Origin of the sequence: Streptomyces sp. NPDC005761, from assembly GCF_040630635.1 — a bacterium.
Lineage (GTDB): Bacteria > Actinomycetota > Actinomycetes > Streptomycetales > Streptomycetaceae > Streptomyces.
Genome location: NZ_JBEXXX010000036.1, coordinates 28,029 through 42,346, shown reverse-complemented (window position 1 = coordinate 42,346; position 14,318 = coordinate 28,029). Strand labels below are relative to the sequence as shown.

General features: G+C 71.4%; 11 protein-coding genes. 7 read left to right on the top strand and 4 right to left on the bottom strand.

Annotated features, from left to right (window positions below):
• Positions 1-67 precede the first annotated feature (67 nt).
• On the top strand, positions 68-376 hold the full coding sequence (locus ABZ434_RS27130) for a metalloregulator ArsR/SmtB family transcription factor (protein ID WP_359142067.1): 309 nt from the start codon (positions 68-70) through the stop codon (positions 374-376).
• Positions 373-1,485 carry an ACR3 family arsenite efflux transporter gene (gene arsB, locus ABZ434_RS27125; protein ID WP_359142065.1) on the top strand — a complete coding sequence of 371 codons (1,113 nt, stop codon included), beginning with the start codon at positions 373-375 and terminating at the stop codon, positions 1,483-1,485. Before ABZ434_RS27130 ends, arsB begins: the two co-directional genes overlap by 4 nt.
• A 50-nt stretch (positions 1,486-1,535) precedes the next feature.
• Here the strand turns inward: arsB and ABZ434_RS27120 are convergent, their stop codons facing one another.
• Entirely contained in the window at positions 1,536-1,901 is a 366-nt protein-coding gene (locus ABZ434_RS27120; protein WP_359142063.1) for a metalloregulator ArsR/SmtB family transcription factor, read from the bottom strand.
• Positions 1,902-2,005: 104 nt separating this feature from the next.
• On the opposite strand from ABZ434_RS27120, the gene ABZ434_RS27115 reads away from it, so the two are divergent.
• Positions 2,006-3,394: an NAD(P)-binding domain-containing protein gene (locus tag ABZ434_RS27115; RefSeq protein WP_359142061.1), complete on the top strand. Its 1,389-nt coding sequence runs from the start codon at positions 2,006-2,008 to the stop codon at positions 3,392-3,394.
• Positions 3,395-3,404: 10 nt separating this feature from the next.
• Here ABZ434_RS27115 and ABZ434_RS27110 read toward each other — a convergent pair whose 3' ends face one another.
• Positions 3,405-5,342 carry a discoidin domain-containing protein gene (locus ABZ434_RS27110; protein ID WP_359142059.1) on the bottom strand — a complete coding sequence of 646 codons (1,938 nt, stop codon included), beginning with the start codon at positions 5,340-5,342 and terminating at the stop codon, positions 3,405-3,407.
• A gap of 186 nt (positions 5,343-5,528) precedes the next feature.
• On the opposite strand from ABZ434_RS27110, the gene ABZ434_RS27105 reads away from it, so the two are divergent.
• A complete protein-coding gene (locus ABZ434_RS27105) occupies positions 5,529-6,542 on the top strand; it encodes a LacI family DNA-binding transcriptional regulator (protein ID WP_359142057.1) in 1,014 nt (337 codons plus the stop codon).
• Between the two features lie 29 nt (positions 6,543-6,571).
• On the opposite strand, the gene ABZ434_RS27100 is transcribed toward ABZ434_RS27105, so the two are convergent.
• Both ABZ434_RS27100 and ABZ434_RS27095 read right to left on the bottom strand, forming a co-directional pair.
• Positions 6,572-8,500: an ABC transporter permease gene (locus ABZ434_RS27100; protein WP_359142055.1), complete on the bottom strand. Its 1,929-nt coding sequence runs from the start codon at positions 8,498-8,500 to the stop codon at positions 6,572-6,574.
• A gap of 83 nt (positions 8,501-8,583) precedes the next feature.
• A complete protein-coding gene (locus ABZ434_RS27095) occupies positions 8,584-8,979 on the bottom strand; it encodes a helix-turn-helix transcriptional regulator (protein ID WP_359142053.1) in 396 nt (131 codons plus the stop codon).
• Between the two features lie 143 nt (positions 8,980-9,122).
• On the opposite strand from ABZ434_RS27095, the gene ABZ434_RS27090 reads away from it, so the two are divergent.
• From ABZ434_RS27090 to ABZ434_RS27080, 3 genes are all read left to right on the top strand, one after another.
• Positions 9,123-10,628 (top strand): MFS transporter, encoded by a 1,506-nt coding sequence (locus ABZ434_RS27090; RefSeq protein ID WP_359142051.1) that lies wholly within the window; start codon positions 9,123-9,125, stop codon positions 10,626-10,628.
• A 9-nt stretch (positions 10,629-10,637) separates the two neighbouring features.
• On the top strand, positions 10,638-11,669 hold the full coding sequence (locus ABZ434_RS27085) for a glutathione S-transferase C-terminal domain-containing protein (protein ID WP_359142049.1): 1,032 nt from the start codon (positions 10,638-10,640) through the stop codon (positions 11,667-11,669).
• A gap of 109 nt (positions 11,670-11,778) precedes the next feature.
• Positions 11,779-14,001: an NADP-dependent isocitrate dehydrogenase gene (locus ABZ434_RS27080; protein WP_359142047.1), complete on the top strand. Its 2,223-nt coding sequence runs from the start codon at positions 11,779-11,781 to the stop codon at positions 13,999-14,001.
• Positions 14,002-14,318 lie beyond the last annotated feature (317 nt).

Here is a 14,318-nt window from a genome sequence, read left to right as displayed (position 1 = left end):
ACGGAACCAGCCGTCGATGAATCGGCCCAGTTGGTATCAGTGGGCGCTGATGTGACAGTATCAGCGCATGCTGACTTCAGTCGATGCTGATCTGATGCGGGTGCTGAGCGATCCGCTCCGCCTCCGGATCGTGACCCTGCTGGCGCGCGAGACACTCTGTACGACGCACCTGGTCGCGGAGACCGGCGCGAAGCAGACCAACCTCTCCAACCACATGAAGGTATTGCGCGAGGCGGGCGTGGTGGAGACCGAGCCGTGCGGCCGCTTCACCTACTACAAGCTGCGCCCCGAGGTCCTCGCCGGCCTCTCCGGGCAGTTCGCGGCGCTGGCCGGGTCGGCGCGCACGGCGGCCGGGAACAAGCGGGCCTGCCCGTGATCCCCGCCGAGCCCGTCACCCCTGCGGTCCGTTCCGCCCGGGACGAGTCCGTCGTCCGAAAACTCTCGACCCTCGACCGTTTCCTCGCGGTGTGGATCCTGCTGGCCATGGCCGTCGGTCTGGGCCTGGGGCGGATCATTCCCGGGCTGGACGACGGTCTCGCGAAGATCGAGGTCGGCGGCATCTCCCTGCCGATCGCGCTCGGCCTGCTCGTCATGATGTACCCGGTGCTCGCCAAGGTCCGCTACGACCGGCTCGACGCCGTCACCGGTGACCGCAAGCTGATGGTGTCCTCGCTGGTCGTCAACTGGATCGTCGGCCCGGCGGTGATGTTCGCCCTCGCCTGGATCTTCCTGCCCGACCTGCCCGAGTACCGCACGGGGCTGATCGTCGTCGGCCTCGCCCGCTGCATCGCCATGGTCATCATCTGGAACGACCTCGCGTGCGGCGACCGCGAAGCCGCGGCTGTGCTGGTCGCGCTGAACTCCGTGTTCCAGGTGATCGCGTTCGGAGCCCTCGGCTGGTTCTACCTCGACCTTCTGCCACGGTGGCTCGGCCTCGGTGACGGGCAGGGTCTCGACGTGCCCGTCTGGCACATCGCCCTCAACGTCATCGTCTTCCTCGGCATCCCGCTGCTCGCCGGCTTCCTCACCCGCCGCATCGGTGAGAGGAGGATGGGCCGCCGGCCCTACGAGGCGGAGTTCCTGCCGAGGATCGGCCCCTGGGCCCTGTACGGGCTGCTCTTCACGATCGTCATCCTCTTCGCGCTCCAGGGGAGGACCATCACCTCGCAGCCGCTGGACGTCGCCCGCATCGCACTGCCGCTGCTCGTCTACTTCGCGATCATGTTCTTCGGCACGTTCGTGCTCGGCAAGGCCCTCGGGCTGGCCTATGACCGCACCGCGACGCTGGCGTTCACCGCGGCGGGCAACAACTTCGAGCTGGCCATCGCCGTCGCCGTCGCCACTTTCGGAGTCACCTCCGGTCAGGCCCTGTCAGGGGTCGTCGGCCCGTTGATCGAAGTTCCGGTACTGATCGGGCTGGTCCACGTCGCGCTGGCCTGGCGCAACAGGTTCGCCTCGCCCGTCACCCCGGGGCGGGAGGGCTGACGCCATGCCCCGCCCCCGCTTGCGCGGCGGGCGGGGGCATCGGCGCGGCCTCAGGTGCGCAGGTCGAGCATGGCGGACATGGCTGCCACGGCAGTCGGGGCGACCCTGTAGTAGACCCAGGTGCCGCGCCGCTCCGAGGTCAGCAGCCCGGCCTCGCGCAGTTTCTTCAGGTGATGCGACACGGTCGGCTGGGAGACGCCGACATCGGAGATGTCGCACACGCACGCCTCGCCGCCGGGGTGCGAGGCGACCTTGGAGAACAGGCGCAGCCGAACCGGGTCGGACAGTGCCTTGAACATCACGGCCATCTTCTCCGCGTCGTTCTGCGACAGCTCTCCCGCGGTGATCGGCGGGCAGCACGGCACCTCGACACCCGCGGCCGGTGCGGGCGCCTCGACGACCTCTGAATTCGACATACGTCTATGTTGACACTCGTCGATACCGGGTGCAAGCTTTGGATATAGACGACAGTCGAAACAGCGGCCGGGAACGGTCGCCCGTCCCGGAGGGCCTCAACGCCATGACCATCACCGCAGACCTCCCCGTCGTCGTCATCGGCGCCGGCCCGACCGGGCTGGCGGCAGCCTCGCACCTCATCGGCCGAGGCATCGAACCGCTGGTCCTGGAAACCGGACCGAGCGCCGCCACCGCGGTGCGCGGCTGGGCCCACGTACGGCTGTTCTCGACCTGGAGCGAGCTGATCGACCCGGCCGCCGGGAAGCTCCTCGCGTCGACCGGCTGGACCGAGCCCGACGCGGACACGTACCCCACCGGCGGGGACTGGGCCGAGCGGTACCTGCAGCCTCTCGCCGACGTCCTCGGGGACAAGGTGCGCTACGGCGCCACCGTGACCGGCGTCTCCCGTCTCGGCCGTGACCGGATCGTCGACGCCGAGCGGGAAGAGCAGCCCTTCACCCTCCGTCTCACGCGCACCGACGGCACCGAGGAGCGCCTCCTGGCCAGGGCCGTGATCGACGCGTCGGGCACCTGGTCCACCCCCGGCCCGATCGGCGCGGACGGACTCCCCGCCCTCGGCGAACACGCCGCCTCCGCCCGGGTCTCCTACCGCGTACCCGACCTCAGGGACCCAGCCGTCCGCGCGCGGTACGCGGGCAGGCGCACGGCTGTCATCGGCTCCGGGGCCTCCGCGTTCACGGCCCTGGCCGCCCTCGCCGACGTGGCGAAGGACGAACCGGGCACCCACGCGGTCTGGATTCTGCGTCGCGGCATCAGCGGTTCCACCTTCGGCGGCGGCTCCGCCGACCAGCTTCCCGCCCGGGGCGCGCTCGGCCTGGCCGCCAAGGCCGCCGTCGATCACGGCTACGCGGACGCCGTCACCGGCTTCCGCACCGAGACCGTCGAGTCCACCGGGAACGACCGCCTGACACTCGTCGGTGAGGACGGCCGACGCCTCGACCCGGTGGACGAGATCATCGTCCTCACGGGCCTGCGCCCGGACCTGTCCTTCCTGTCCGAGCTCCGCCTCGCTCTGGACGAGCGTCTCCAGGCACCGGTGGAGCTCGCCCCGCTCATCGACCCGAACCAGCACTCCTGCGGCACTGTCTACCCCCACGGCCACCGCGAACTGTCCCACCCCGAGCAGGGCCTCTACCTCGTCGGCATGAAGTCCTACGGCCGCGCCCCGACCTTCCTCGCCATGACCGGCTACGAACAGGTCCGCTCCGTCACCGCCGCCCTCGCGGGCGACACCGAAGCCGCCGACCGGGTAGAGCTCACCCTTCCCGAGACCGGGGTCTGCGGGGGCGCCGGACTCTTCGAGGACCCCGCCGCCGGCGGGACCGGCGACGGGGGCGGCTGCTGCGCAGCACCCGCTCCGGCGCTGCTGCAGATCGCCGGCACCGCCCCGGGCGGGCCCGCCGAAGCGGCCGACGGCTGCTGCGGAGCCTGACGGATCTCTCTCAGCGGTACAGGCGCACGTCCGCGAGGCTCCACCAGCTGTCGGAGGTGCCCGTCTGCGTCACGCGCAGGAAGCGGGCGCTGGTGGGCGGCAGGTCGACGGTGGTGAGCTGGCCGGTGCCCGTACCTCTGCCCACGGTCCGCCAGCGCCTGCCGTCGTCACTGACCGACAGCTGCCAGTCGCGCGCGTAGTCGCCGAGGTTGTCCCCGCTGTCGATCGCCACCCGGCGGAACGTGGTGCGCCGGGCGAGGTCGAGCTGCACGTACTGTCCGGGGGCCTGAGCCGCACCGGCGCTCCAACGGGTGGTGCCGTCGGCGTCGGTGGCGAGCCCGGCATCGCCCTCGCCGGCAGGCCGCGCCGTCGCGGTGGCGTGATCCAGCGGCACGGCGTGCAGCAAGCCGCGGGGCGTCACCGACTTCGGCCAGGTGAAGGTCGCCAGTGCCCCGCCCGGCAGGGTGTAGTCGAACGACCGGTCGCCGACGGCCACGGTGAAGGAGCGAGGGGCGTCGTTCTCGTTGTGGACGACCAGGGCGGTGGACCCGTCCGGATTGCGGAAGGCGACATCTGTCAGCTGCCCGTTCCATCCCGTGGTGCCGTAGTTGGTGCTGGCGATACGGGTGGCCCCGGGCTTCACGAACTTCGACAGATGGCCGATCGTGAACAGCTCGGCGTTGGGTGTCACGGTGCCGTCGGGCTGCACGGTGAGCAGCGCCGTGCAGGTGTCGCAGCCGCCGTTGTGCGGGCCCCCGTCGGCCTCCAGCACGAGATTCCAGTCGGCGACCGACCGGGCCCAGTTGCGCGTGGTGCCGACCGTGATCGTGCGGGCGTGCCAGGTGAGGGTGGAGCGGAAGAACTGGGCGGGCGTGTCGGCTGCTCCGTGCGAGCCCGAACACTCGGTGAACCAGATGCCCTTGTCCGGGTGCGCGTCATGCAGAGCCGTCTGCGCGGAGGGGTCCCCGGCGTAGCAGTGATAGGCGGTACCCGCGATCCACTTGGCTGCGGGGTCGTCCAGCAGCTGGTACGGGTAGTCCGTTTCCGGATCCTCTCCGAGGCGCTCGGCGGTGGCGATGTCGTCCGGGTGGGTGCTCCAGTTGTGGTCGTACGCGAGGATCTTGGTGCGCGGGCTGGCCCGGTGCAGCAGCGGGCCGAGCTCCTCGATGATCCGCGCCTCCTGCCGGACGGGCATGTCGGTGCCGGGGTAGGCGCTGGGAGCGCGGTTCTGCGGTTCGTTCTGCACGGTCAGGTAGTCGATCGGCACGCCTGCCTCGGCGTAGGCCTGCACGAACTTCACCAGGTAGCGTGCGTACGCGCGATAGACGGCCGGGTCGTCCTTGAGATGGCCTCCCACCAGGGAGTCGTTGTCCTTCATCCAGGCCGGCGGACTCCACGGGGTGGCCATCACGGTCAGCTGCGGATTCAGCTTCCGTGCCTGCCGCAGCAGGGGCAGGACCTGCCGCTCGTCATGGGCGATGCTGAAGTGCCTCAGTGCGAAGTCGGTCTGCCCGGCGGGCATGTCGTCGTACGTGTAGTGGTCGGGCGAAGCCGTGAAGTCGGACGAGCCGACCGGCTGACGCAGGAAGCTCACACCGATGCCCTGCTCCGGGTCGAAGAGCCGGCGCATGGCGGCGTCCCGGTCGCGGACCGGCAGCTTGCTCAGCACCGCGGCCGAGGAGTCGGTGAGTGCGCCGCCGAAGCCGTCCATGCGCTGGTAGCTCTGCGTCGGGTCCACGGTGATGGTGGTCCGGTCGGAACCGCCGGCGTGGAAGGCGACCGGTGTCCGCCCCTGCATGTGCTCGGAACCGTCGGCGGAGGTCACCCACACCTGCGCCTGCGGGGCAGGGTGCGGGGAGGGTGTGCGGGCCGGCGACGCGGTGGCGGGCAGACAGGCCAGGCACAGTGCGGCGGCCGTGACGGCCGACGCGCCGAGGGTGCGTCTCATGGTGGTTCTCCTCGCTGACGTTTCGCTTGCGGCGGCGCCGGGATCCACCTTCGATGAAACGGAATGAAACAGATGGGAAACGCGGCGCCTCACAGGAAAGCCCCGCCTTCCAGGGTTGTCAAGGTTCCTCTTCGAAAGCGCGGCAGCCGCGATAGGGTGCGCACATGAAACGGAATTCTGTAACACGTGGCTAGGCCGGTGGGATCCCAGGTGACCGTGCGGATGATCGCCGCCGAGGCGGGCGTCTCGATCGCGACCGTGTCACGTGTGATGAGCGGGCAGGCCCGGGTGGCGCCCGGTACGCAGGCGCGCGTCCGTGCGGCCGCGGAACGGCTGGGGGCCGAGCCGCCGGCGCGGCGCGGCAGTGCGGAGGGCGCTGTCTTCGTGCGCTGCCCCTATGTGCTCACCGACTACTTCGGGGTGATCGTCTCCTCGATCGCGGAGGCCCTGGACGTGCACGGCAGGAGGCTGGTGCTCAGCGCGGGCGACGCCGCACGGGAGCGTTCCGTGCTTCCCGGACTGGCGGCCGACCCGGCCGTGGACGGCGCGCTGCTGATCCTGCCGCCGGAGCCCGGTGTGGAGCTGGAGGCGCTGCGCGGTCAGGGCCTGCCGTTCGTGGTGGTGGATCCCCGCACCGCGCCGCCCGGCGACATCGTCTCCGTCTCCGCGGCACATCTGGCCGGCGCCAGGGACGTGACCGCGCACCTGGCCGGTCTGGGGCACCGGCGGATCGGGTTCATCGGCGGCCCGGCCGAATGGCTCGCCTGCCAGGCGCGGCTGGCAGGCCACCGGTCGGCGCTGGCCGATGTGGGCGTGCTGCACGACCCCGGCCTGCTGCGCAGCATCGAGCCGACCGCCGACTGGGGGTACGTGGCGGCGGGCGAACTGCTGGATCTGCCCGAACGCCCGACCGCGCTGGTCGCGTTCAACGACAAGGCCGCGGTCGGCGCACTGCGGGCGGCCTACGAACGCGGACTACGCGTGCCGCAGGATCTGTCGGTCACCGGCTTCGACGACACGGATCTCGGCCGCAGCACCGTGCCCCGGCTCACGACGGTCCGTCAGCCGGTGGAGGAACTGGGGCGGATGGCGGTGTCCCTGCTGATGCGGCTGCTGGACGGGCACCCGGTGGGCACCCCCCGCGTGGAGCTGGCGACCCAGCTGGTGGTCCGGGACTCCACCGGGCCGGCGCCGGCCTGACCACGGCGCCGCCCCCGCCGCACTCCCGCTCACAGCGGGACCACGGTCGTCTCGGTGGCCTTGACCCCGGTCCACACCGAAACCCCGTCTGCGAGGCCGAGTTCGGCGGCTGCTTGCGGCGTGATCTCCGCGACGAGGTCGGGCGCCTGCTCCGAGGCGATCAGAACCCGCAGCCGGCTGCCGCTCGACGTGATCTCCCGGACCGTTCCGGGCCAGACGTTACGGGGGCTGCCGCCCGGCTTCTCACGGTGGACGGAGACCGCTTCCGGGGCGATCACCGCGAGCGCCGGCGTGCCGGCGGGCAGCGGTTCCGCAACGACGAGCCGGCCGCCGCCCGGGAGGTCGAGGCCCTCCTCGGTGGCGGTGCCCGGCCAGGCGTTGCGGCCCAGCATCCGGGCGACCCACGGGGAGCGGGGATGCCGGGTCACTTCGGCCGGCGGCCCGTCCTGGAGGGCGCGCCCTTCGTCGAGGACGAGGACGCGGTCGGCGAGGGACACCGCCTCCACCGGGTCGTGGGTGACGATGAGGCAGACGCCGCCGAAGCCGTCGAGATGGGCTCGCAGCGTGTGCCGTACCTGGGCGCGGGTGGTCTGGTCGAGGGCGGCGAGCGGCTCGTCCAGGAGCAGCAGCCGGGGCCGGGCGGCCAGGGCGCGGGCCAGGGCGACCCGCTGCGCCTGTCCGCCCGAGAGTTGGGACGGGCGGCGCGCGGCGAGGTGGCCGACGCCGAGCCGGTCGAGCCACTCCTGGGCGCGGCGGCGGGCCTCGTGACGCGAAACCCCGCGGGCGCGGAGCCCGTACGCCGTGTTGCCGAGGGCAGACAGGTGCGGGAAGAGCGCGCCGTCCTGCGGGACCCAGGCGACGCCGCGGCGGTGCGGGGGCAGGTCGCTCACGTCGGCGTCCCCGAGGCGCAGCCGGGCGCGGGAGCGCGGAGTGAGGCCGAGCAGTGCCCGCAACAGGGTGGTCTTGCCCGCACCGTTGGGCCCGACGACGGCGATGGTGGTACCGGGGCCCGCGGTGAGCGTCAGCCGGTTGAACCCGGTGACCTCCGCGTGCAGCGGCCACTCCTCCCGAACCGCCGCGACGCCGGGGGCCGCGTGGGCGGTGACCGGTGCCGGTTCCTCGGTGACGGGCCCGGTGGGGCGGGCGCGGCGGGCCGGTGTCCCCGCCCAGCGGCCGCGCAGCGCGATCAGCACCACCATCGCGATGGCGAGCAGCAGCAGTGACACCGAGGTGGCGGCCTCCGGCGACTCCTGGAGGAGCAGATACACCTGGAGCGGCAGGGTCTGGGTGGTCCCGGGGAGGTTGCCCGCGAAAGTGATGGTCGCACCGAACTCGCCGAGCGCCCGGGCCCAGGTCAGAGCGGCTCCGGCGGCCAGCCCCGGCGCCACCATGGGCAGGGTGACCGTGAGGAAGACCCGGAACGGGGAGGCCCCCAGGGAGGCGGCCGTCTCCTCGTACCGGGAGTGCAGTCCGCCCAGCGCCCCTTCGAGGCTGATGATCAGGAACGGCATCGCCACGAAGGTCGCCGCGAGGACCGTACCGGAGGTGTGGAACGGGAAGGTGATGCCGAACGTGTCCTCCAGCCACGGGCCGAGGAGGCCGCGGCGGCCGAAGGCCAGCAGGAGGGCGACACCGCCAACGGTCGGTGGCAGCACCATCGGCAGAAGGACGAGTGAGCGGACGAAGGCCTTGCCCGGGAACTCCGTCCTGGCCAGCAGCCAGGCCAGCGGGACACCCAGGACGAGGGAGAGGCCGAGCGACCAGAACGAGACAAGGAGGGAGAGCCTCAGTGCCTCGGTCGTGCCCGGGCTGCCGAGATGGTTCCCCACCTCGCCCCACGAGGTACGGACGAGGATCCCGATCAGCGGCATCATCAGGAAGGCGATGGCCAGCAGCGCCGGGATCGCCAGGGCGATGGGCGTGCGGGGGCCCGCCGGGCGGCCGCGGAGACGTTTCATCGTGGGTCCCTGGTGCTTCGGCGTACGGGTCGCCGCCGCGACGCACGTACGGTGGTGCCCGGCGGGCCGGACGGGAGGGTGTTTCAGGTGCGGTCGATGTGCACGCTGGTCGACTTCACACGGGCTGTCGCGGTCATGCCGACCTCCAGTCCGAGCTCCTCGACGGCTTCCCGGGTCAGCAGCGACACGAGCCGGTGCGGACCTGCCTGGATCTCCACCTGCGCCGCGACGTCCCCGAGTTTGACCGCGGTGACGATGCCCGGGAAGGCGTTGCGCGCGGAGGTGTACGACACCTCCTCCTCGCCCGTGCCGTTCTGTGCGACCTCGACGGAGAACGCCGCCAGGTCGCGGCCGTCGATGAGACGACGGCCGCCCTCCTCGCGATGGGTGGCGACGCGGCCGGCATCCGCCCAGCGCCGTGCGGTGTCCGGGCTGACGCCCAGCAGACGGGCGGCCTGCCCGATGGTGTAGGACTGCATATGCCGCACCTTAGGGCCAATAAAGTTGCACATGCAAGCTTTATCGGCGGAAATATTGGTGTCTGCGATGTGCGCGCCCGGCCGGTGGGCCGGGTGGCCCTGCCGGGATGAGGAATCGGGGCGTGCGCCCTAGGGTGCGAGCCATGGCAGAGAGTGCGGGGTACCGGGGTTCTGCGGGGCGGGAGGCGGGCTCCGCCGCCGGACCGGACGCCCCCGACCCCCGGCGGTGGAAGGCGCTCGCGGTCTGTCTGGTCGCGGGCTTCATGACCCTTCTGGACGTGTCCATCGTCAACGTGGCCCTCCCGTCCATCAGGGAAGGGCTGCACACCCCTGAGTCCGACCTGCAGTGGGTGCTCTCGGGGTACTCGCTCGCCTTCGGCCTCTTCCTGATTCCCGCCGGGCGCCTCGGCGACGCCCGTGGGCGCCGCCAGGTGTTCATGATCGGGCTCGTGCTCTTCACCCTGTCGTCCGCGGCCTGCGGCGCCGCCCAGTCCAGCACCTGGCTGGTGATCGCCCGACTGGTCCAGGGACTGGCCGGCGGGCTGGTCTCGCCGCAGATCTCCGCCCTGATCCAGCAGATGTTCTCGGGACGGGAGCGGGGCCGGGCGTTCGGCATGTTCGGCACGGTGGTCGGCATCTCCACCGCCGTCGGCCCGCTGCTGGGCGGACTGCTCATCCAGGCGGCCGGGGCCGAGGAGGGCTGGCGATGGGTGTTCTACGTCAACCTGCCCCTCGGGATCGTCTGCCTTCTGCTGGCGCGGCGGCTCCTGCCGGACACCCCCTCCGCGGGCCCCGTACGCCCGCGGGACCTCGACCCTCTCGGAATCCTGCTGCTGGGCGCGGGCGTGCTGGCCCTGCTGCTGCCGTTCGTCCAGGCCCACCAGTGGCCGGGCAACGGGAAGTGGCTGCTCCTGCTGGTCGCCGCCGCACTGCTCGCGGCGTTCGTCGGCTGGGAGTCCCGCTGCGGGCGCCGCGGCACCCAGCCGGTCGTCGACCTCAGACTCTTCCGGGTCCGTTCCTACTGGCTGGGCTGCCTGCTGATCCTGCTGTACTTCGCCGGATTCACCTCGATCTTCTTCATCACCACGCTCTACCTGCAGAGCGGGCTCCACTACACCGCCCTGCAGGCCGGCCTGGCGATCACCCCGTTCGCGCTGGGGTCGGCCGTGGCCGCGGGCCCCGGCGGCAGGATGGTCGGCCGGTACGGACGCCCTCTCGTCGTCGTGGGCATGGCCACCGTGGCGGTGGGGCTGGCAGCCACCGCACTCGCCGTCCACCTGGTGCCCGGCAGGGGCGCGGGATGGGCGATGGCCGCCCCGCTGCTGGTGGCCGGACTGGGCAGCGGCCTGGTCATCGCGCCCAACCAGACCCTCACCCTGTCGCAGGTGCCGGTGGCCACCGCGGGCAGCGCCGGAGGCACCCTGCAGACCGGCCAGCGCGTCGGCTCCGCGATCGGGATCGCCGCCGTGGGCTCGGTGTTCTTCGCGCAGGTCGGCTCGGAGGCCTGGTCCACCGCCTACGACCACGGGCTCATCGTCTCCGTCGCCTTCGTGCTCGCAGGGCTCCTCGCGGCGCTGGCCGACGTGGGCGCGGCCCGGCGGGGCAGAAGCCGTACACAGCAGTCCGCACCCTCACCGGCGGACCACTAAGGAGACGCGATGAACGACAGCGACGGCGACGCGCAGGACGGCAACAGTTCCTACGGGCACAAACCCTTCAAGCGGTCCCGCAGTCATTTCGCCGACCGGATCACCGCCGACGCGCGCGACGGCTGGCCCGTCGAGGCGGGCCGCTACCGCCTCGTCGTCAGCCGCGCCTGCCCCTGGGCGAGCCGCGCCCTGGTCTCCCGCAGGCTGCTGGGCCTGGAGAGCGCCCTCTCGCTCGCCGTGGCCGATCCGCTGCAGGACGACCGCAGCTGGCGCTTCACCCTGGACCCGGACGGCCGGGACCCGGTGCTCGGCATCCGCTATCTGAGCGAGGCGTACGACGCCAGGGAGCGCGGCTACCCCGGCGGCGTCAGCGTCCCCGCGGTCGTCGACATCCCGAGCGGCAGGCTCGTCACCAACGACTACCAGCGGATCACCCTGGACCTCGCCACGGAATGGACCGCGCTGCACCGCCCCGGAGCGCCCGACCTCTACCCGGAGCCGTTGCGGGAGGAGATCGACGAGGTGATGGAAGGGATCTACCGGGACGTCAACAACGGCGTGTACCGGGCCGGGTTCGCGGACGGCCAGAGCACGTACGAGAGTGCCTACGAGGCGCTCTTCGGCCGCCTGGACCAGGTGTCCGAACGGCTGGCCGACCGGCGCTATCTCGTCGGCGACACGATCACCGAGGCCGACATCCGCCTCTTCACCACCCTGGTGCGCTTCGACGCCGTGTATCACGGCCACTTCAAGTGCAACCGCTCGAAACTGGCCGAGGACCCGGTCCTGTGGGCGTACACCCGGGACCTCTACCAGACCCCCGGATTCGGGGACACCGTCGACTTCCACCACATCAAGCAGCACTACTACCGCGTCCACACCGGTATCAATCCCACCGGCATCGTGCCCGCCGGGCCCGACCTGTCGGGGTTCCTGACCCCGCACCACCGCGAGCAGCTCGGCGGCCGGCCCTTCGGCGACGGCACCCCGCCCGGTCCGGTGCCCACGGGCGAGCAGGTCCCCCCGCGGCACCGGCCCTGAAACGGTACGGCCGGTTCCGGACCGGAGGGGGCAGGGCCCTGTCGAGTCGGTGGCGATCACGAGATATCTTGATGTCAAGCAATGTTGCAGACGTGGAGCGGAGCACAGGGTGACTGACTCGACCATCATCTATACACACACCGACGAGGCCCCGGCCCTGGCGACGTATTCGTTCCTGCCCGTGGTCGAGGCCTATGCCTCGAAGGCCGGGGTCACCGTGGAGAGCCGTGACATCTCCCTGGCGGGCCGGATCATCGCCAGCTTCCCCGACCGCCTCCAGGAGAACCAGCGCATCGACGACGCTCTCGCCGAGCTGGGCGCGCTGGCCACCACTCCCGGTGCGAACATCATCAAGCTGCCGAACATCTCGGCCTCGATCCCGCAGCTGAAGGCCGCGATCGCCGAGCTCCAGGAGCAGGGCTACGCGCTTCCGGACTACCCGGACGACCCGCAGAGCGACGAGGACAAGGACGTCCGCGCGCGTTACGACAAGGTCAAGGGCAGCGCGGTCAACCCCGTCCTGCGCGAGGGCAACTCCGACCGCCGTGCCCCCGCGTCGGTCAAGAACTACGCCAAGACCCACCCGCACCGCATGGGCGCCTGGACCGCCGACTCGAAGACGAACGTCGCCACCATGGGCGTCGACGACTTCCGCTCCACCGAGAAGTCCGCCGTGATCGCCGAGCCCGGCTCGCTGCGCATCGAGCTCGTGGGTGACGACGGCTCCACCACGGTGCTGCGCGAGTCCGTACCGGTACTCGCCGGCGAGGTCGTGGACGCGGCCGTCATGCGCGTCGCGGCGCTGCGTGAGTTCTTCACCGCGCAGATCGCCCGGGCCAAGTCCGAGGACGTGCTGTTCTCCGTCCACCTCAAGGCCACGATGATGAAGGTCTCCGACCCGATCATCTTCGGCCACGTGGTCCGTGCGTTCTTCCCGAACACTTTCGCCAAGTACGGCGACGTCCTCGCCGCCGCGGGTCTGACCCCGAACGACGGCCTCGGCGGGATCCTCAAGGGCCTCGAGTCGGTGCCTCACATCGGCGACGAGATCAAGGCGTCCTTCGAGGCCGAACTCGCCGAGGGCCCCGCCCTGGCGATGGTCGACTCCGACAAGGGCATCACCAACCTCCACGTCCCCAGCGACGTCATCGTCGACGCCTCCATGCCGGCCATGATCCGCACCTCCGGCCACATGTGGGGACCGGACGGCCAGGAGGCCGACACCATCGCCGTCCTGCCGGACAGCAGCTACGCCGGTGTCTACCAGGTCGTGATCGACGACTGCCGTGCGCACGGCGCCTTCGACCCGTCGACCATGGGCTCGGTGCCCAACGTCGGTCTGATGGCGCAGAAGGCCGAGGAGTACGGCAGCCACGACAAGACCTTCGAGATTCCCGCCACGGGCACGGTGCGGGTCGTCGACACCACCGGCAACACCGTCCTGGAGCAGGCCGTCGGCGCCGGTGACATCTTCCGCATGTGCCAGACCAAGGACCTGCCGATCCAGGACTGGGTCAAGCTCGCCGTCACCCGCGCCCGCGCGACCGGCAACCCTGCCGTGTTCTGGCTCGACGAGGACCGCGCCCACGACGCTCAGCTCATCACCAAGGTCAAGACCTACCTGGCCGACCACGACACCGACGGTCTCCAGATCGAGATCCTGACCCCGGAGAAGGCCACCGCCTTCTCCCTGGAGCGCATCCGCCGCGGCGAGGACACCATCTCGGTGACCGGCAACGTGCTGCGTGACTACCTCACCGACCTGTTCCCGATCCTGGAACTCGGCACCAGCGCGAAGATGCTCTCCGTCGTGCCGCTGATGAACGGTGGCGGTCTGTTCGAGACGGGCGCCGGCGGCTCCGCCCCCAAGCACGTCCAGCAGCTCGTCAAGGAGGACTACCTGCGCTGGGACAGCCTGGGCGAGTTCCTCGCCCTCGCGGTCAGCTTCGAGCACCTCGCGCAGACCACGGACAACGCGCGCGCCCAGGTCCTCGCCGACACGCTGGACCGGGCGACCGCCACGTTCCTGAACGAGGACAAGTCGCCCAGCCGCAAGCTCGGCGGCATCGACAACCGCGGCAGCCACTTCTACCTCGCCCTGTACTGGGCCCAGGAGCTGGCGAAGCAGAACGCCGACGCCGAGCTCGCGACGGCGTTCGCCCCCCTCGCCAAGACGCTGGCCGAGCAGGAGCAGACCATCGTCGGCGAGCTGATCGCGGTCCAGGGCAAGCCGGCCGACATCGGTGGCTACTACCAGCCCGACCCGGCCAAGGCCGCGGCCGTCATGCGCCCGTCGGTCACCTTCAACCAGGCGATCGCGAGCCTCGCCTGATGTGACACGGGCGAACGGGGCATGGGCCCGCGCCCGTGCCCGACCCGTACGCCCTGTGCCAGCTCCGCCCCGGCCGACCTCGTGTCGAGCCGGGGCGGAGCTGTTTTCGACGGGGTCCCCGCGCGGCCCGGCCGCCGGTGGACCGGGGGACGCCCTGACGGGTGAAAGTAGCGCCGTGGCGGGCGCCGGGCCGCTCCCGAAGGGCCCGTGGCTGGTTTGCTGCATCCGGAGACACGCGCGACGCGCGGGGAGGGCCGTTCGGCCGACCCGCTGGAGCGTCGCCACGCCGGGTGCGCAGTCCACCCGCGGATGACAAC